18 protein-coding genes, 1 tRNA gene and 1 pseudogene are annotated in these 18,263 nt (G+C 59.2%); 12 read left to right on the plus strand and 8 right to left on the minus strand.

Translation table 11 applies throughout. The features are described from left to right. Positions 1 to 85 precede the first annotated feature (85 nt). The 5 genes from Q0072_RS09120 to Q0072_RS09140 form a co-directional block, all read right to left on the minus strand. Entirely contained in the window at positions 86 to 1,006 is a 921-nt protein-coding gene (locus Q0072_RS09120) for an ergothioneine biosynthesis protein EgtB (RefSeq protein ID WP_298328797.1), read from the minus strand. Positions 1,007 to 1,323: 317 nt separating this feature from the next. Further along, entirely contained in the window at positions 1,324 to 1,893 is a 570-nt protein-coding gene (locus Q0072_RS09125; protein ID WP_298328800.1) for a hypothetical protein, read from the minus strand. Beyond that, the gene (locus Q0072_RS09130) at positions 1,893 to 2,933 is read right to left on the minus strand and encodes a hypothetical protein (protein WP_298328803.1); all 1,041 of its coding nucleotides are present in this window, start codon (positions 2,931 to 2,933) and stop codon (positions 1,893 to 1,895) included. The genes Q0072_RS09125 and Q0072_RS09130 overlap by 1 nt, the downstream gene beginning before the upstream one ends. A gap of 286 nt (positions 2,934 to 3,219) precedes the next feature. After that, a tRNA-Val gene (locus Q0072_RS09135) sits at positions 3,220 to 3,294 on the minus strand. Between the two features lie 328 nt (positions 3,295 to 3,622). After that, entirely contained in the window at positions 3,623 to 3,979 is a 357-nt protein-coding gene (locus tag Q0072_RS09140) for a response regulator (protein WP_013479366.1), read from the minus strand. Between the two features lie 110 nt (positions 3,980 to 4,089). Here Q0072_RS09140 and Q0072_RS09145 point away from each other — a divergent pair, with 110 nt between their 5' ends. Continuing rightward, positions 4,090 to 4,959: an N-formylglutamate amidohydrolase gene (locus Q0072_RS09145; RefSeq protein ID WP_298328806.1), complete on the plus strand. Its 870-nt coding sequence runs from the start codon at positions 4,090 to 4,092 to the stop codon at positions 4,957 to 4,959. A 230-nt stretch (positions 4,960 to 5,189) separates the two neighbouring features. On the opposite strand, the gene Q0072_RS09150 is transcribed toward Q0072_RS09145, so the two are convergent. After that, positions 5,190 to 6,005, minus strand: a complete 816-nt coding sequence (locus tag Q0072_RS09150; protein WP_298328809.1) for a DUF599 domain-containing protein — start codon at positions 6,003 to 6,005, stop codon at positions 5,190 to 5,192. Between the two features lie 214 nt (positions 6,006 to 6,219). On the opposite strand from Q0072_RS09150, the gene ppa reads away from it, so the two are divergent. Both ppa and Q0072_RS09160 read left to right on the plus strand, forming a co-directional pair. Beyond that, complete coding sequence (gene ppa / locus Q0072_RS09155) at positions 6,220 to 6,756, plus strand: inorganic diphosphatase (RefSeq protein WP_126419549.1); 537 nt, start codon at positions 6,220 to 6,222, stop codon at positions 6,754 to 6,756. 476 nt (positions 6,757 to 7,232) lie between these two features. Next, on the plus strand, positions 7,233 to 7,490 hold the full coding sequence (locus Q0072_RS09160; RefSeq protein ID WP_298328815.1) for a hypothetical protein: 258 nt from the start codon (positions 7,233 to 7,235) through the stop codon (positions 7,488 to 7,490). A 77-nt stretch (positions 7,491 to 7,567) separates the two neighbouring features. Here the strand turns inward: Q0072_RS09160 and Q0072_RS09165 are convergent, their stop codons facing one another. Continuing rightward, entirely contained in the window at positions 7,568 to 7,750 is a 183-nt protein-coding gene (locus Q0072_RS09165) for a DUF1508 domain-containing protein (RefSeq protein ID WP_013479361.1), read from the minus strand. A gap of 86 nt (positions 7,751 to 7,836) precedes the next feature. Then, a complete protein-coding gene (locus Q0072_RS09170; protein ID WP_298328818.1) occupies positions 7,837 to 8,199 on the minus strand; it encodes a DUF983 domain-containing protein in 363 nt (120 codons plus the stop codon). 168 nt (positions 8,200 to 8,367) lie between these two features. On the opposite strand from Q0072_RS09170, the gene Q0072_RS09175 reads away from it, so the two are divergent. The 9 genes and pseudogenes from Q0072_RS09175 to Q0072_RS09215 all read left to right on the plus strand — a co-directional run bounded on the left by Q0072_RS09175 (position 8,368) and on the right by Q0072_RS09215 (position 18,165). Then, positions 8,368 to 9,318: a metalloregulator ArsR/SmtB family transcription factor gene (locus Q0072_RS09175; RefSeq protein ID WP_298328821.1), complete on the plus strand. Its 951-nt coding sequence runs from the start codon at positions 8,368 to 8,370 to the stop codon at positions 9,316 to 9,318. A 33-nt stretch (positions 9,319 to 9,351) separates the two neighbouring features. After that, positions 9,352 to 10,278, plus strand: a complete 927-nt coding sequence (metF, locus tag Q0072_RS09180; protein WP_290799064.1) for a methylenetetrahydrofolate reductase [NAD(P)H] — start codon at positions 9,352 to 9,354, stop codon at positions 10,276 to 10,278. A 10-nt stretch (positions 10,279 to 10,288) separates the two neighbouring features. Next, entirely contained in the window at positions 10,289 to 11,014 is a 726-nt protein-coding gene (locus Q0072_RS09185) for a class I SAM-dependent methyltransferase (RefSeq protein WP_298328828.1), read from the plus strand. Positions 11,015 to 11,067: 53 nt separating this feature from the next. Then, positions 11,068 to 12,132, plus strand: a complete 1,065-nt coding sequence (locus Q0072_RS09190) for a homocysteine S-methyltransferase family protein (RefSeq protein WP_298328832.1) — start codon at positions 11,068 to 11,070, stop codon at positions 12,130 to 12,132. 7 nt (positions 12,133 to 12,139) lie between these two features. Then, entirely contained in the window at positions 12,140 to 13,129 is a 990-nt protein-coding gene (locus Q0072_RS09195; protein WP_298328835.1) for an ATP-grasp domain-containing protein, read from the plus strand. A 55-nt stretch (positions 13,130 to 13,184) separates the two neighbouring features. Continuing rightward, the gene (locus tag Q0072_RS09200; RefSeq protein ID WP_298328837.1) at positions 13,185 to 13,655 is read left to right on the plus strand and encodes a DUF6882 domain-containing protein; all 471 of its coding nucleotides are present in this window, start codon (positions 13,185 to 13,187) and stop codon (positions 13,653 to 13,655) included. Further along, positions 13,652 to 14,038, plus strand: a complete 387-nt coding sequence (locus tag Q0072_RS09205) for a hypothetical protein (protein ID WP_298328839.1) — start codon at positions 13,652 to 13,654, stop codon at positions 14,036 to 14,038. The genes Q0072_RS09200 and Q0072_RS09205 overlap by 4 nt, the downstream gene beginning before the upstream one ends. Before the next feature lie 6 nt (positions 14,039 to 14,044). Continuing rightward, positions 14,045 to 16,800, plus strand: a pseudogene (metH, locus tag Q0072_RS09210) (methionine synthase). Positions 16,801 to 16,932: 132 nt separating this feature from the next. After that, positions 16,933 to 18,165: a Xaa-Pro peptidase family protein gene (locus tag Q0072_RS09215; RefSeq protein ID WP_298328840.1), complete on the plus strand. Its 1,233-nt coding sequence runs from the start codon at positions 16,933 to 16,935 to the stop codon at positions 18,163 to 18,165. The last annotated feature ends 98 nt before the right edge of the window (positions 18,166 to 18,263 follow it).

Raw genomic sequence — 18,263 nt, forward strand, 5'->3', positions numbered from 1 at the left:
AGCGCCACCTTCGCTTTAAAATCACCCGAATACTTCGTGCGTTTGCCTGTCATTTGTCTCGTCCTTCTCAGAGAACGACACAAGCTTAGCACCTTGTCCGATTTTCCGGGACCACCTCACTGATGTGGGTGACGGGTGCGTCGGGATCGACGGGGTGCAGGCCGCGCAGACTGAACGCTTGCCACTGCTCGCCGTCCGGCCGCCAGTAAAGGGGGGCGCGCCAGCTCTCGGCCTGCACGCGGGCCCAGCCGTCGGACAGCCACAGCTCGGGTCGCGCATAGCCGCCGTCGTGCATAAAGGCCAGCCAGTCGCCATTGCGCACCAGCCGATCGGCGATCTGATAGGGTTCCAGCCACACCTTATGGCGCGGCCGCTCATTGTCGAAAGCAAACCCGTCGTTTGTCGCGCCGATCTCGACCAGCCCGCCGGCGCAGGGGATGAACCGGGCCTCGCCCGCCGGGGCGTCGGCGGCAAGGTTCGGATCATAGGCCGGGGCCAGCGGTGACAGGCTGAACAGGTGCAAAACGTCCATCAGCAGCAGTTCCTGATGCTGCTCCTCGTGCGCCAGACCGAGCGCCAGCAGGGTCTCGCTTTCGGCATCGAGCCCGGCGGCGATCAGGTCACGCATATGATGATCGACGTGCTGACGATAGGCCAGAATATCGCTCAGGGCCGGGCGGGTGAGGACACCGCGCTGGGCCCGCGGCTGACGCGCGCCTTTGGCTTCGTAATAGGAGTTGAACAGATAGCCATAGTGCGGATCGAACGGCGCATAGCCGGGGCGGGGACTGAGCAGAAACGTCTCAAAGAACCAGCTGGTGTGCGCCAGATGCCACTTGGCCGGGCTGGCGTCGGGCATGGACTGTACCACCATGTCCTCCGCCGACAGGGGCGCGGCGAGGCGCAGGGTTGCGGCCCGCACCTCTGAGTAACGCCGGAGGCAGGCGCTCTGCGAAGCGTCAGAACAAAGCGGGCGTCCCGTGGTCGGGTGGCTGTGGCCGTCCATCTCAATCTCCCCGTTGCGCACGGTACCGCTGACTATATCGACGCCAGATGTAAGTTTTAAATTCGCAGCGTCAGCCTGCGCCTGTGGCTGACCTGTTTGTGGCAGCAGAAAAGCCTATGTGGTCCGGTCTCGAGGCAGACGGCTCGGGAGGGCCCTCGTCAGAAAACTGATGAGGCCGCCTTAAGTTGTATGCGAGCTGAGGATTGGAAAGCTATCTTAGGTCCAGCACAACCTTTGTGGCCATGGTGTGTATTTAATTCAAGGCCCCGGATGAGGGAGTGGCGCTGTGTACGGGCGGGCAACAGGAGCGGTTTAGCTTAATGCTCCAACCATGCTTTAGGGGCAGGGCGTGGTTCAACTGCAAGACCCGCCTCAGCTATCGATTTTAAGACCGCTTCCGCTTCCTTCTTTGCCTCGGCTTCAGCTTCCCTTCTGGCGCTTAAATCAATAATTGCCTTTTGCAATTTGACGATATCGTAATCTCGCCAAATCACATATCCCATTCGCACCCAACAAAGTGCGAACAAGCTTGTGAACAAAAAAACAATTAATGGCTGTGTTATATTGGGCCAGAGAAGACGGCTGTGGTCCGATACCAAAAGTGCTAGTCCAAATAATAATACAATGGCGTTTATAAAAATAATAGCTATATACTCAGATGTAAGATTCACAATACTAGAGGTTAATTTTTCAGTTTCGTTTGGCTCAAGTTTATTCCAAGTGAGTGTGGGCATTCCTCGGTTAAGCCGAACGAAAACCGCAGCAATTTGTATGGACAGGGCCGTGCCGGCTAGTTGTAGTCCTTTCAGAAAAAAATCAAGGGGTATCGATAACGCGCACAGAATGCCCGTTATTAATATCCCCAAAATGTAAACCCATCTTTTCATTAGGCCTTTATCTTACCGTCTTCGACGAAACGCTTATAAACTTTCGTAAGTTGGTCGGCGACATTGTCAAATTCCAGAAGATTGCTGCCGTCATAAGGTTGGTCGAACGGCATCGTCGTTCTTAAAATGGCATCGCCGTGAGACATTTTAAAGTCCTTACCTTCTACCCGTATCTCACCCAAGTCTGTATCAGCAGCCGCATTGACGATATCTTTCATGCGCTTCCTAGATTCGTTCGTTCGCCGACCTTTGATGCGGAATGAGGTATCAGCGATTAGCTCCTCTTTCGGCCCTAACGACTCGGCCAACGATTCTGCCTGTTTGGAGCCAAAAATATTCTCAAATATCGAAAGAGCTGTTCCGTCGGCGACGGTCGAGCTTTTGACATGCTTTGAATAGTCTGTTTCTGTGAATTTGACCTCATCGGCTTCGTCGGGAATGATTTTAAGCTTTGTGCCTGAAGATGTTTTCACCTTTAGTGATCGTATTTCACCCAAATCACCACTAACCGCAGATTGATCTATTTGAGCCTGAAGCATGAAAGCGATACTAGGCGCCATAACGCCGGTGCGGTCCTTTAAAAGCCAATCGAAGTAACTTGCGATCAGTTCCGCTCCCATGGCTTGTGTTTTTACGAAAAACAGGTGGTTTTTAATAACCATCCAGTAAGCCATTCCCCTGATAAACTTGAGACCGGAAGGCGCTTCACGATCTTCTAAATCATAAGCTTTGACAGTCGTCGTAGCAGATATTTTCAGCACGCTTTCCTGAAGCTTCAACATGGCCTGAAGATCGTGTTTTTGTATAAGGCAAATTTCGCCAAACACTGCACTGGTGAGGTCTGAGGCTCGATTAACCAGAAGCGACCTCTCATCTTTATCATTTGGTAGATTGTACAGGCGGTCGCCAATCCGCATCCAAAGCGCTTCTTGCGTTTGTCCCGTGGTGTTGAATGCCGCGCGAAGCGACGCTTCAAGGTTTATCGTTTTGTCCGTAGACTCAAGATGCCGATAATGAACAACGTGATAGCTGGTAGCCATGGCTTCCCCTTCGATTCTCCCTTCCAAAAACAAAGTTGCATTTTTTAGAAAGAGTCAACTTTGTGGATAGCTAGAATCGCTAGCAGGGATAGTTTCTACGTCGGGTACCGTGATCGCTCCGTAGCGTCCGTCACCTCCCGCTCCATAACGCCTACTCCGGGAAAGCTTAATTTAAGTTCTTATTTTGTTCCAATTATAAGAAAAAGTCAAGCTGTAATAAACAAGGTAATTAGATTCCAGTGCCAAAAACACTGAAAACGCAAAACGCTATATGATAATAATAAAATGGTGGACCCGACAGGGATTGAACCTGTGACCCCTACGATGTCAACGTAGTGCTCTCCCGCTGAGCTACGAGTCCACTATTGTGTTCGGCAACGCTGTGCCGGTGCGAGGAGCGGGTGTATAGCCGCCGAAAATGGCGGTGGCAAGGGCTTTTGCGATCAAAAATGTGGAAAGTGTGGGATTGCGGGATCGTTGTTTGCACGACAGCCGGAAACACCCCCACCACCATTTGCTTCGCAAATGGTCCCCCTCCCCAGCAAGCTGGGGAGGTATGATTAAGGTAGCTTGCCCTGACCCATCAGGCGGCGATCAGGCGTTCGACTTCGGTGACGATCTCGCCCGCGCTCAAGGAGCGAAGCGTTAGCGCAACTTAAAAATCTGCGCGTGCCGCCTGCCCTGACCCGTCAGGCGGCGATCAGGCGTTCGACTTCGGTGACGATCTCGCGCAGATGCACCGGCTTTTCGAGGACCTTGGCTTCGGGGGAGGCCTTTTGCGCGTTGAGCGCCACGGCGGCAAAGCCAGTGATAAACATGATCTTCAGGCCCGGCTGGCGCTGTGAGGCGACCTTGGCCACTTCGATGCCATCAGCCCCAGGCATCACAATGTCGGTCAGCAGAAGGTCATACGGCCCCTGATCGAGGGCTTCGATGGCGCTGTCGCCATCGGGGCAGCTTACAACGTCATAGCCGGCGCGCTGAAGAGCGCGCGTCAGGAAGCTGCGCACGGAATTTTCGTCTTCCGCGAGGAGAATCTTGGTCATTAATCCCGGTCCTGTGGGAAAGGGGCCCCGTTTGTTCAGAGAGTAGATGATTAGGGCGCAGGTGTAAATTAGGGGTGAAGAGAGCGCAGAATTGTCTTATCACGGGTTTAATGGCCGACCTTTCATCCCCAGTTGAAACCGTCCCTGCCGTGGATGTACGCCGTCCGACGGTAAGGGGTTGCGGGCTGGTGTTCGGCCTGCCGCATTCGGGACCGTATCTGCCGCCGGCCTTTGTGGCCGCCGCGCGCTATGAGGCGCAGCACCTGCGCATGACCGAAGACGCCTTTGTCGATGCGCTGGTCGGGTTTGAGACGCTTGAAGGGGTATGGGCCGTGCGCGCCAACTACAGCCGCGCCTATGTCGATGTGAACCGCCACCCGCTGGAGCTGGACCCGCGCCTGATACGTGGCGCGCTGCCGAAGGGCGCGCTCAGCCAGTCGCTGCGCGTGCGCGCCGGTTACGGCGTCATTCCGCGCTGCCTGTCCGGCGGGCGGGAGATTCACGCACAGCCCATTACCTATGAGGAGGCGGCGCGGCGTCTGGCGCAGGTGCACGTACCCTATCACCGGGCGCTGACCGAGGCGCTGGCCGAAGCGAAATCGGCGCACGGGCGGGTGACGCTGATCGACTGGCACTCCATGCCCTCGACAACGCTGAAGCCGGGCACAGAGGCCCAGCCGTCGGCGAAACTGGCGGATATTGTGCTGGGTGATCTGCATGGTGAGGCGTGCGCGCCCGGCCTGACGGCTTTTGTGCGGCAGGTGTTTGAAGCGCACGGCTTCCGCGTGGCGCATAACCATCCCTTTGCCGGAGGCTATACGTTGGAACGCTACGCCCAGCCGCATAAGGGGGTCGAGGCGCTACAGATCGAGCTGAACCGCGGGCTCTACATGGATGAGGCAACCCTGACCCTCAGCCCCAAAGCCGAGCGGATGCAGGCGGCCATCGCAGCGGTGATCGACGGGTTGAAACTCAGGTAATCGCCGTATTCGGTCAAAAAAAAGCCGCGCTACACGAGCGCGGCTTAAAGTCTACAGGGAGGAAACGCCCAGGAAGGGCATCGACGTAAAAACGTCGAACACTGACTTTATACGTTGCGATGCAAAAATCCACAAGCGGAAAACGCATTTGTATGATCACGTATCGTTACAATGGTTCCTATGCGTAAGAATTAAAGTTAAGCAAACCTTTGCGTTATTTAGAAAACGATTCAGCCGGCTTTCGTTTCTATATTTGTTTTATCTTGCTGCGACGCAGCATTTTCGCTTTCGGCCTCGACCTTACCGTCATAGATGGGGCGCGTGCGGGTAGGGTAGGGATGGTCTTCGAGAAGCTCACGCATCCGGCGCAGGCCGCGCGCCGCCTGTGAGCGCGATTGCCGCCAGGCCAGAAGCGCGGTGGCCCCGATACTGGCCAGCGCCAGAGGGATGGGGCCGAACAGCCACGCGGCAGCTGCCAGCGAGAAGTAGTAGCCGCGCACGCCTTGCGAAAAGTTCGACATGGCCGGCTCAAAAATGTCCGACACGGCTTCGGTAAAGGCCTGCGCGCTCTGCGGGTCGATGTTTTCGGGCACCGCCCCCATGGCGGCGACGGCGTAGTTGGTCTGACGCAGGGCCCAGATGAAGTTGAGAAGCCCGCGCGCCAGACAGACCATGACCAGAGCCAGCTTCATCAGGAGCAGGGCTGAGGACGAGGTGTCGATGCCGAGCGCGTGCGCGCTCTTGTACGACAGGTCGCCGGTAAAGATGGCCCCGGCGACGGCGGCAATCAGGATGAGGTTGGCCGAGGCGAAAAAGCTCATCGAATTGACGCCATGCCCGATGAGGTTGGAGTCGTAGAGCTTGAACGAGCGGATGACCATTTCCTTCATCCAGGCGCGTCGCACGATGGTCAGGTCCTTGAAGATCACGCCCGATTTCTTGGACAGGGCCTTGAGCACCGGCTCATAGCCCAGCCAGCAAAAGATGAAGACCAGAAGGGCGGCGAAATCGCGCCAGCTACCGAACAGTTTGACGATCAGTTCCATGGATGCGGTCTTTGCTAAGTCTCTGTTGTTATCCGACTTTGGTCTAAATGAAGCGCTTCGAAGTCGCCTGACAAGCGATAAATCCTTGCCGGGTAACAAATTGTAGCAAAGTGCGAAAACAAAAAACGCAGACTTCGCTTGTGCGAAAGAAGCGGACCGCTTATGACAGCGCCCAAACCATATCCTCAATGCCGTTTAACAATAAAGACATCCAATGAATCTCGACAAGATTTCCGTCGGTCCGAACGCTCCCTGGGACATCCACGCCGTCATCGAAATTCCGCAGGGCGGCATGCCCGTCAAGTACGAAATGGACAAGGATTCCGGCGCGCTGTTCGTCGATCGCTTCCTCTATACGTCCATGTTCTATCCGGGTAACTACGGCTTTATCCCGCATACCCTCGCTGACGACGGCGACCCCTGTGACATTCTGGTGGTTGGTCCGACGCCGGTCTATCCGGGCGTGGTCATCCGTTCGCGCCCCATTGGCGTGCTGCTGATGGAAGACGAAGCGGGCAAGGACGAGAAGATTCTGGCCGTGCCGGTGGACAAACTGCACCCTTATTACACCAATGTGTCGAGCTATCGTCAGATGCCGGCCATCATGATCGAGCAGATCACCCACTTCTTCGCCCACTACAAGGATCTGGAGAAGAACAAGGAAACCCGCGTTCTGGGCTGGGGTGATCCGGAACAGGCCGCTCAGCTGATCCGCGAAGGTCAGGAACGTCTGGCCAAGAAGATCGGTTGATCTTTAAAATACTACCGAAAGGCCCGCTGGAAACAGCGGGTTTTTTTGTGCGCGATTTTCAGAATTGTGAAAATAAGTCACATGATGAAATATGGATTGACCTGCCGCACAGGCCATGCAATTGTTTCTATACAGAAAGCTCAGGCGGTAATTTCTGCTTTTTGCGATGCCATATATTTGCAAACTTTCGCAGTCCTTTGCAAAATGGGGTCGAATTATCGGATAAATTCGATCATTCGGGCGGCTCTGTGCATAAATCTCCTGCCCCCTGAAAAATAGCCTTTAAAATCAGATGAGAATGGGTGGTGCGCCGGTGAGGCGCCCAAAGGCCGCGTTGTGGATTTCTCAGGGAGCGGCATGATATTAGTCCGCGCTGGTATAACGCGTTGCGTATCCGTGGCCTGAGCGTGTGTTTGTGCGGGCCTGCGGTTTTCCTCCCCCAAAAAAGACTTTTCAGGTCAGAACAGAAAATACCTATGTCCGATAGCTCATCCGATGTGGCGTCGCGCCTCTACGCCCTTGCCGTAGCCCGTGATACCGCTAACCTGGTCGATCTCGACGCCTCCCTTGCCCTTGCCCGCGCTTCCGTGCGCACGCTGATGGCCCTGTCGCCGCAGGCGGCCATGCTGATGCGTGAGTTCGCGCAGGAGGAAATCGACCGACTGCATATGGAATGCACCGAAGAATCGCAAGGTTCCATCGCCATCATCCGCGATACGCTGAATATGGCCTGAGCCGTGCTCACCGGTACAAAACCAAAAAAGCCCGAAGGCCGCAGCCTCCGGGCTTTTTTCATAACTTGAGGCGACGCCTATTCGACCGTCTGATCTTCGATTTCGGCGTCCGGGCCGTTCTTCTTGATCGACTCGATGGCGTTTTTGGCCGAGGCCTTGGACGCATAGCCCTCGGTCCAGAAAATCGTCTCGGAATTATAGACGAAATAGGCGACGAATTCGCCAGCCTTGTTCTTCTTGATCAGGAACTTGTGCGCCATGAGAGTCTCCGTTTGTTGGCAACGCCATCGGGCGTCGGCGTGAGGATTCTCCGCAAAAGGGATTCCGTCAAGTTCAAGTTAAGCCGTTATCGGAACCTTTTGAGCCCGTGATGCCAGATCAGGCCCAGAAACCCGCCCTTGATGAAGGGCAGCATCAGAAGGGTCAGGGCCCCCATAATGGTGAGGGTCACCGGCACCACGATTTCCAGCGGGAAGTTCCAGAAAAACTCAAAGGCAAACATCGGCGCAATGACCAGATGCCCGACCAGCAGCATGGTCACATAGGCCGGGCCGTCGTCGCAGGGATAGGCCCCCAGCGGCGTCTGACAGTGGCTGCACGTGTCCACCACCTTGAGATAGCCCCGGAAGGCATGGCCTTCGCCACAGGCGGGGCAGCGGCGGCGCAGGCCGCGGGAAATGGCCGTCGAAAGTGAGGCTTTATCGGTCATGGGGCCGGAACTCCGCTGTTATCTGTTCTTATCATACGCCGATATGTGGGAAACCACACGTCCCCCCGCCATGTGTAACGCTGTCGCAGGCCTGTCGATACCGCATTGCAAGCTGTGGGTGTGATTTTACGCTTGCAAAATCACATAAAGACATCTTTATATGATTATATGAAATCGAGCGACATACTGGGCGAGGCGGCGCTGCTGGAGGCGTTAAAGGCGATGGGGGAACCCACGCGTCTGCGTCTTTTGCGTCTTTTAGCGCATGAAGAACTGTCTGTCATGGAATTGGTGCGGATTCTCAATCAGAGTCAGCCGCGCATTTCACGCCACCTCAAGCTGATGAACGAGGCCGGGGTGATTGACCGCTTCCCGGATGGGGCCTGGGTCTTTTACCGCCTGAGCGAGCATCCGGCCCTGACGCCGCTGATCGACGCGGTGCTGAGCGCGCTGGGCGACGAAAACAGCGCCGATCTGCGCGCGCTGGAAGAGGTGCGCGGCCAGAGGCTTGAAGCGGCGCAGGGCTATTTTGAAAACATCGCCCCGGTTTGGGATCAGATCCGCTCGCACTATGTCGATGATGCCGAGGTCGAGACGGCTATTCAGTCGCTGGTGGGGGATGCGCCGGTCGAAACCATTGTCGATCTGGGCACCGGGTCGGGGCGGATGCTCAGCCTGCTGGCGCCGAACGCGCAATACGCCATCGGGCTCGACCTGTCGCAGCAGATGCTCAATATCGCCCGCGCCCGCACGCGCGAGGCAGGCCTGAGCGGTATCGACTTCCGCCATGGTGACATACTGGCCACACGGCTCAATGGTCAGAGTGCCGATCTGGTCGTCATCCATCAGGTGCTGCACTTCCTGCCCGATCCGGGGCAGGCACTGAAGGAGGCGGCGCGGCTGCTGAAACCGGGCGGACGCCTGCTGATCGTCGATTTCGCCCCGCACCGGCTGGAGATCATGCGCGACGAATATCAGCACCGTCGCCTGGGCATCGGCGATGACGATATGGGCCACTGGCAGAAGGTGGCCGGGCTCAGCGCCTTACGCAACCTGTCCCTGCCGCCGCATCAGGAGCCCGGTCTGACCGTGCGCATCTGGCTGATGCAAAAAGCCTGATACACCCTATAAAACGCTACAGAGAATACGCTTATGGCTCCGCCGCCCGCCTTTGTTCAGTCCGCCATCGCCCGCTCGGTCCGCGCCGGGGCGTCGCACCTCAATGTCTCGTTTGAGTTCTTCCCGCCCAAGTCGGCGGAGATGGAAGAGAGCCTGTGGGGCGCTATCCGCCGCCTTGAGCCGCTGAACCCCAGCTTCGTGTCGGTCACCTATGGCGCGGGCGGTTCGACGCGTGAACGTACCCACCGCACGGTGAAGCGCATACTGGACGAGACCGCGCTGAAACCCGCCGCGCATCTGACCTGCGTCGAGGCCTCACGCGAAGAGGTTGATGAGGTCATCCGCGAATACTGGAATGCCGGCGTGCGCCACATCGTGGCTCTGCGCGGCGACCCGCCCGGCGGGCTTCAGGATGGTCAGTACACGCCGCGCCCCGACGGTTATCAGAACGCCACTGAGCTGACCGCCGCTATTCGCCGCATCGGCGATTTCGAAGTCAGCGTCGGCGTCTATCCGGAAAAACACCCGCAATCACCCTCTCTGGACTTTGATCTCGACGTGTTGCGTCAGAAGGTCGATGCCGGGGCGACGCGCGGTATCAGCCAGTTCTTTTTTGAGCCGGAAACCTTCCTGCGCTTCCGCGATGCCGTGGCCGACGCTGGTATTCAGATCGATCTGACGCCGGGCATCATGCCGGTGACCAATTTCAAGGGCCTGCGCAAGATGGCGGCGGCCTGCGAAGCCGCAGTGCCCGACTGGCTGCAAGAGCTTTTCCAAGGTCTCGACGACGATGCGGAGACGCGTAAACTGCTAGCCTCGGCCGTGGCGGTCGAGCAGGTGCTGGGGCTGGAGCGCGAAGGGGTGAACCATTTTCACTTCTACACGCTCAATCGCGCCGAACTGGTCTATTCCATCTGTCGCGTTCTGGGTCTAAGGGACGGTCAGCCGACCGCCGCCTGATTGCCTTATCATGTCTCTTCAACCCGACTACGCTTCGATTACGCGGGCGGACCCCAATCCGTTCAAGCGCTATCTGCAACGCAAGCGCTTCGATGATGCGATTGCCCTGCTGAAAGGGCGGCGTCCGGCGCTCAGTATCGACTACGGCGCCGGCGATGGTGAACTGGCGCGACAGCTACGTCAGGCCTGTCCCGATGGCGAGGTCATCTGTTTTGAGCCGTCGCCGCAGTTGCGGGCGCAGGCGGTGGCGCATGTCGGCGCGCTGAGCGGCGTGACGGTGGTGGCCGAGATCGAGGGGATTGCCGATGCCCGTGCGGACGCCATCTTCTGTCTGGAGGTGTTCGAGCACCTCCCACCGCAAGAGACGGAGGCGGCGCTGGCCCAGATGCACCGGCTTTTGAAGCCTGATGGCGTGCTGATTGTCGGTGTGCCGGTCGAGACGGGGCCGGTGGCGTGGGTGAAGGGCTGGTTCCGCGGGCGTCGGCGGGCGGATTTCGACACGGACGCTGAGCGCATCGCGCAGGCGGCGCGCGGCGATATCCGTTTCGAGCGCTTGCGCGTGGACTTTGAAGGCGGCGGGGGCTACTACCCGCACCATCTGGGCTTTGACTATCGTGACCTGTTGCGGCGTCTGGAGACGCGCTTTGTGATCGAAACGCGCCGCTCCAGCCCGCTGGCCCTGCTGCCGCCGGAATGGAACAGCGAACTGAACCTGCTTCTGCGGAAGCGCAATTAACATGCTCCTCCCCCGCTTCGCCCAAGGGCTTGCAAGGGAGGAGGGAGACCGATATGACCCGTCAGGACCGCATTGACACGCTGAAAGCCGCCGCCAAAGAACGCATCCTCATCCTTGATGGATCATGGGGCGTGATGATCCAGCGGCGTGGCCTCGATGAACAGGATTTTCGCGGCGAGCGCTTCAAGGACCATGTCGGTCAGATGAAGGGCAATAACGACATCCTGTGCCTGACGCGGCCGGACATCATCACCGACCTGCACAATCAATACTACGCGGCCGGGGCCGACATTTCCGAGACCAATACCTTCTCGGCGACGACCATTGCCATGGACGACTACCACCTCGATGCGCAGGCCTGCTGGGACATCAATTACGAAGGGGCGAAGCTGGCGCGCGCCGCTGCCGATGCCTGGACGGCAAAGGAGCCGGAAAAACCGCGTTTTGTGGCGGGCTCCATCGGGCCGTTGAACAAGATGCTGTCCATGTCGTCGGACGTGAACGATCCGGGGGCGCGCAGCGTCACCTTCGATCAGGTCTATGCGGCCTACAAGCAGCAGATTCGTGCCCTGAATGAGGGCGGGGTGGACCTCTATCTGGTCGAGACCATTACCGACACGCTGAATTGCAAGGCGGCGTTGAAGGCCATCATGGACGTTGAGGACGAGGGGCTGGACAAGCTACCCATCTGGATTTCGGGCACTATTACCGACCGCTCAGGCCGCACCCTCAGCGGCCAGACGGCGGAGGCCTTCTGGAACTCGGTCAAGCACGCCAAACCGTTTGCCATCGGCTTTAACTGCGCGCTGGGGGCCGACCTGATGCGCCCGCACATTGCCGAACTGGCGCGCGTGGCCGATACGCTGGTCGCCGCCTATCCCAATGCTGGTCTGCCCAACGCCATGGGGCAGTATGACGAGCAGCCGCACGAAACCGCGCATGAACTGCACGAATGGGCCAAGGACGGGCTGGTCAATATTCTGGGCGGCTGCTGCGGCACCACGCCCGACCATATCAAACACGTCGCCGATGAGGTACGCGGCTTTGCGCCGCGCGTGCCGCCGGAACGTCCCAAAGCCCTGCGCCTGTCGGGCCTTGAACCGTTCGAACTGAATTGAGGTTTTTATGCGCCTGACCCTGCTTTTCGGCGGCCTGAGCCGCGAGCGTCTGGTGGCCGTCGCCACCACCCAATCTCTGCACAAGGCCCTGCCCGAAGCCGATCTGTGGTTCTGGGACGAGGACAATCACGTCTATGAGGCCTCGTCTCTGGCGCTTCTGGGTCACCAGCGACCGTTCGAAGTGCCCTTCCGTGCCGATGGCCACGATCTGGGGACCATTGATCAGGCGCTGGATCGTGCCGCCGCCGAAGACCGCGTGCTGGTCCTGGGCCTGCACGGCGGCATTGCTGAGAATGGCGAGTTTCAAGTTAAGTGCGAGGCGCGCGGCGTGCCGTTTACCGGCTCCGGTTCGGCGGCTTCGCATCTGGCCTTTGACAAGGTGTCGGCCAAGCGCTTTGCCGCCTGCGCCGGGGTGCCGTCGCCGGCGGGCATTGCGCTCAGCGATCTTGACGCCGCCTTTGCCGAGTACGGTAAGCTGGTCGCCAAGCCGGCACAGGACGGGTCGAGCTTTGGCCTGATCTTCGTCAACTCGACCAATGACCTTGTGGCGGTGCGCGAAGCGGCGAAAGAGCAACCCTATCTGATCGAGCCGTTTGTGACGGGGGCCGAGGCCACCTGCGCCGTGCTTGAGCAGGCCGACGGGACGCTGATCGCCCTGCCGCCCATCGAGATCATCCCGGACCGCGGGGCCTTTGATTACCACTCCAAATATCTGTCCAACAAGACGCAGGAAATCTGCCCCGCGCGCTTTGCGCCGGAGGTGATGGCGGAGATTCAGCGGCTGGCCATCGCCGCGCATAAGGCGCTGTCGTGCCGGGGCTATACGCGCTCGGACTTTATCGTCTCTGATAAGGGCCCGGTGTTTATCGAAACCAATACCCTGCCTGGTATGACGGCCTCGTCGCTCTACCCCAAGGCGCTGGCGGCGCAAGGCATAGGCTTTGTCGATTTCCTGCACGGTCAGGTCGATATAGCCATCAAACGGGCGCGGGCTTAACCCCTCCTCTGATGTCAGGGGGAGGATGTTAGCAAGGGCTTTCAGGGAGACCCGCATGAATGCGCCGGATTGGTACGAAGACTGGAAGCACGAGGCGATCCATCAGTTGATGGACAAGCAGGACATATTGCGGGCGCAATACGGGATCAGTGGCTATCCTCGCTGGGATTATGATGTGGATGTGGGGACCCTGATCTTTTCGGATGAGGGTGTTCCAAAAGTCATAGCCGATATTCAGGTTGTGGGTACGACGGGATCAAAGGACTGGATGTGGGGCGTTCGCAACAGCCACTGGCCGGACCATATTACGCAGGATTTGGAAAAGGTTTGGCAGTTCGGTCTCGACAACGAGATCGAAGAACTGACAACAACCTATCTTGAAGACGACGAACTCAATTCGCTCGGCTGGGAGATGACGGCGGTTGCCGTAAGGGTGCTGGATGCTGTGGGGGCCTACAGGCCGCAACCCGAAGGAAAGCCGGGAACCGTGTTCTTTCTCATCAAGTCCATCCGGTTTGCCAATTGACACAGGTCACCGACAACTGGCCCGACCGTCTGCGGATCGCCGCCGATGTGTTGAAGGACGTTACGCTGGAAGACCTGCGCGTCGATCAGCCGTTTTACGATGAACTGACGCTGGTTCTGACCGAATACCGCCTGAGCGATGCGGCCTTTGCGGCTGCGGCCCCCAGCGTGCCTAATCCGCCGGACTGGGCGCAACTGAGCGCGGCGGTACATGGTTCGACCCCCAATGCCCTGCTTCTGCACATCCACGGCTGGCTGGCGCAGGCGCGCTGGATCGACACGCCTCTGGTGCGCGTGCACGCACAGGGCCTGCTCGAACCGGCGCTGCGGCGGCTGGCGGCCCATATTTGCGACCTTGATATTACGCCCGTAAAAGACGATTAAGCCCCCATGACCACGATTATGACCCCCACCTTCATCAATATCGGCGAACGCACCAATGTCACGGGCTCGGCGAAGTTCCGTAAGCTGATCGTCGAAGGCAACTACACCGCCGCGCTCGATGTGGCGCGTCAGCAGGTCGAGGCCGGGGCGCAGATCATCGACATCAATATGGACGAAGGCCTGCTCGATGCGGTCAAGGCCATAACGACCTTCCTCAACCTGCTGGCGGCCGAACCCGATATCGCCCGCGTGCCGGTGATGATCGACTCATCCAAATGGGAGGTGATCGAGGCCGGTCTGAAGTGCGTGCAGGGCAAGGCCATCGTCAACTCCATCTCGATGAAGGAAGGCGAGGACATCTTCCGCCACCACGCCCGCGAATGCCTGAAATACGGCGCGGCGGTGGTGGTCATGGCCTTTGACGAGGTGGGTCAGGCCGACACGGCGGCGCGCAAGATCGACATCTGTACGCGGGCTTATAACATCCTTGTCAATGAGGTGGGCTTCCCGCCCGAAGACATCATTTTCGACCCCAATATCTTCGCCGTAGCGACGGGGATCGAGGAACACGACAACTACGCCGTGGACTTTATCGAAGCGACGCGCACCATCAAACAGACCCTGCCCTATGCGCGCATATCGGGCGGCGTGTCGAACGTCAGCTTCTCCTTCCGTGGCAATGAGCCGGTGCGACGCGCCATCCACTCGGTGTTTCTGTATCACGCCATCAGGGCCGGTATGGATATGGGGATCGTCAATGCCGGGGACCTGCCGGTCTATGATGATATCGACGCCGAACTGCGCGAAGCGGTCGAGGATGTGATCCTGAATCGCCCTCAGCGCCATACTGCGCTCAAGCAGCGAAGCGGTAGCGCAACCGAATATGTCAGTAATACCGAATGGCTGGTCGATCTGGCCCCCAAATACAAGGGCGAAAAGGGGCAGGTCGAGGCCAAGACGCTGGCCTGGCGCGAAGGCCCGGTGGCTGAGCGCCTGAAACACGCGCTGGTGCACGGCATCACCGAGTTTATCGAAGCCGATACCGAAGAGGCGCGGCAACAGGCCGAACGCCCGCTGCACGTCATCGAAGGCCCGCTGATGGCCGGGATGAATGTGGTTGGCGACCTGTTTGGCGCAGGCAAGATGTTCCTGCCGCAGGTGGTCAAATCCGCCCGCGTCATGAAGCAGTCGGTGGCCTATCTGATGCCTTTCATGGAGGCCGAAAAAGACGGCGCAGAGCATCAGTCGGCGGGCAAGATCCTGATGGCCACGGTGAAGGGCGACGTGCATGACATCGGCAAGAACATCGTCGGCGTGGTCCTGCAATGTAACAATTACGAGGTGGTCGATCTGGGGGTCATGGTGCCGGCTGATCGCATCCTTGAGGAAGCCAGAAAGCACAAGGTCGATATGATCGGCCTCTCAGGCCTGATCACGCCGTCTCTGGACGAGATGGTGTTTGTGGCGCGCGAAATGCAGCGCCAAGGCTTTGATATTCCGCTGCTGATTGGCGGGGCTACGACCTCTAAGACCCACACGGCGGTGAAGATCGAGCCGGGCTACAGCAACGGTCAGACCGTCTATGTGCTCGATGCCTCGCGCGCCGTGGGCGTGGTGTCGCAACTGCTGTCCGACACCGATAAGGCGCAGTTTATCGCCGATACCCGCGCCGACTATGAGAAGGTGCGTCTGGCCTATGGCAAGGGCGATCAGAAGCCGCGTTCGGACCTGACGGAAGCACGCGCCAAGAAGTTCGTCATCGACTTTGCGTCCGAAGCGCCCGTCGCCCCGACCTTCCTCGGTACGCGCACCTTCAGCCCCTATGATCTGCATGATCTGGCCGATCACATCGACTGGACGCCGTTTTTTGCCACCTGGGAACTGGCCGGCCGCTTCCCCGACATCCTTGAGGACGAGATTGTGGGCGAGGCGGCCACCGCCCTCTATGCTGATGCGCAGGCCATGCTGAAGCGCATTCTGGACGAAAAATGGTTTGAGGCGCGCGGCGTCGTCGGCTTCTGGCCCGCCAATGCCACCGAAGACGACGATATCGAGGTCTATGAAGACGAGACGCGCAGCAAGGTCATTGCGCGTTTCCATACCCTGCGTCAGCAGATGAAGAAGACGCGCGACGATCAGTCCAATACGGCGCTGTCGGACTTTATCGCCCCGAAAGGCACGCCCGACTGGATCGGCGGCTTTGCCGTCACCGCCGGGCATGGCGAAATGGAGATCGCAGCGAAGTTCAAGGCCGCTGGCGACGACTATAATGCCATTTTGGCCACCGCTCTGGCCGACCGTCTGGCCGAAGCCTTTGCCGAAGCCCTGCACAAGCGCGTGCGCCGCGAACTGTGGGCCTATGCGGCGGACGAAGACCTCGATGTCGCCGGTCTGATCGCCGAGCGGTATAAGGGCATCCGCCCGGCGCCCGGCTATCCGGCCCAGCCCGATCACACCGAAAAATGGACATTGTTCGACCTTCTGGACGCGCGGGCACAGGCGGGCATGGAGCTGACCGAAAGCCTTGCCATGACGCCGCCGGCCTCGGTATCGGGCCTCTATTTCGCGCATCCGAAATCGCACTATTTTGGCGTCGGCAAGATCGAAAAGGATCAGGTCGAAGACTATGCCCGCCGCAAGGGCTGGAGCGTCGATGAGGCGGAGCGGTGGCTGAGCCCGATCCTCAACTACGTGCCGTCCTGACCCTACTGCGAGGGGCTGCAAATCATCGTCTTTCTGCGATACGATGCTCACGTACTTAAGTACGCTCCGCTTCGTTTCTCGAAAGCCAATAATTTTCGCTGCCTCGCAGCGGGTCAGGATTGTGAAATCCGATTGCCATCCGCGCCGCAGGAGAGTTAGGTCGTATACGATTTTGAGCGCAGGAGCGGGTGATGCTGTCCAAACGGGCGTTTTTGAGCGGGGCGGTGGCTTCGGGTGTGGTCGTGGCGTCAGGCGTGCAGGCCCAGACTCAGGCCTTGCCCAATCTGGCGGCAGGCGCGAGGCCCATCAGCGTGGCTGAGCGGCAGGCGCGCATCGCCCGGCTGCAAGAGCAGATGCAGCGACAAAAGATCGCCGGGCTTTTGATCGAAGGCGGCACGTCGCTGACCTATTTCACCGGCCTGCGCTGGGGGCGGTCGGAGCGCGTGACGGCGGCCCTGATCCCGGCCAAGGGGCAAACCATCATTGTCACCCCCTATTTCGAAGAGGCCCGCACGCGCGAGACGCTGGAGGTGCCCGCCGAGGTCCGCACCTGGCACGAGGACGAAAGCCCCTATGCCCTGATCGCCGGTGCGCTTAAGGATCGCGGAGCGGCCACCGGGACGCTGGCGGTCGAGGGGACCACCCGCTATTTCATCATCGACGGCCTGAAAAAGCAGGGCGCGTTCGCGGTGGTGTCGGGGGAGGCCCTAGTCGCCGCCTGCCGCCGCATCAAGTCGCCGGCCGAACTGGCCCTCATGCAGACGGCCAATGACATTACGCTGGCGGCGCTGCGTCACGTCCATGCGAACATTAAGGTCGGCATGGCGTCGCGCGATATTGCCACCCTGATGAACGACGCCACGCGGGCGCTGGGCGGCGCGCCGGAGTTTGCCCTGACCCTGCTCAATGAGGCCAGCGCCTATCCGCACGGCACCAAGACGCCGCAGACGGTGCGCGAAGGGTCGGTGATCCTGATGGATTGCGGCTGTTCACTGCTCGACTACGAATCCGACATTACGCGCACCTGGGTCTATGGCGAAGCGACGGCGCGGCAGCGCAAGGTGTGGGACACGGTACGCCGCGGGCAGGAGATCGTGCTGGAAACGGCAAAGGTCGGCGTGCCGGTGGCGAAGCTCGATGCCGCCGTGCGCGCCTTTTATGACAAGGCAGGGTGGGGGCCGGGCTTCACCCTGCCGGGTCTGTCGCACCGCGCCGGGCACGGCATCGGTATGGACGGGCACGAAGCGCCCTATCTGGTCGGTAATGACGCGACGCCGCTGGCGCCCGGCATGTGTTTTTCCGACGAGCCCGGCATCTATATCCCCGGTGAATTCGGCGTGCGGCTTGAGGATTGCTGGTATATGACGCCCACAGGGCCGAAGCTGTTTTCGCCTCTGGCCCGCTCACTGGAAGACCCGATTTGACGCCAAATGTGACTATAGACGCCGAAACCCGCAAGCAAAATTCGATCCGTCTGTTGAAGGCGCGCGGCCTGCCGGTCAGCGACAGCCTGCCCGAAATC

This window comes from Asticcacaulis sp. (assembly GCF_027484505.1).
Lineage (GTDB): Bacteria > Pseudomonadota > Alphaproteobacteria > Caulobacterales > Caulobacteraceae > Asticcacaulis.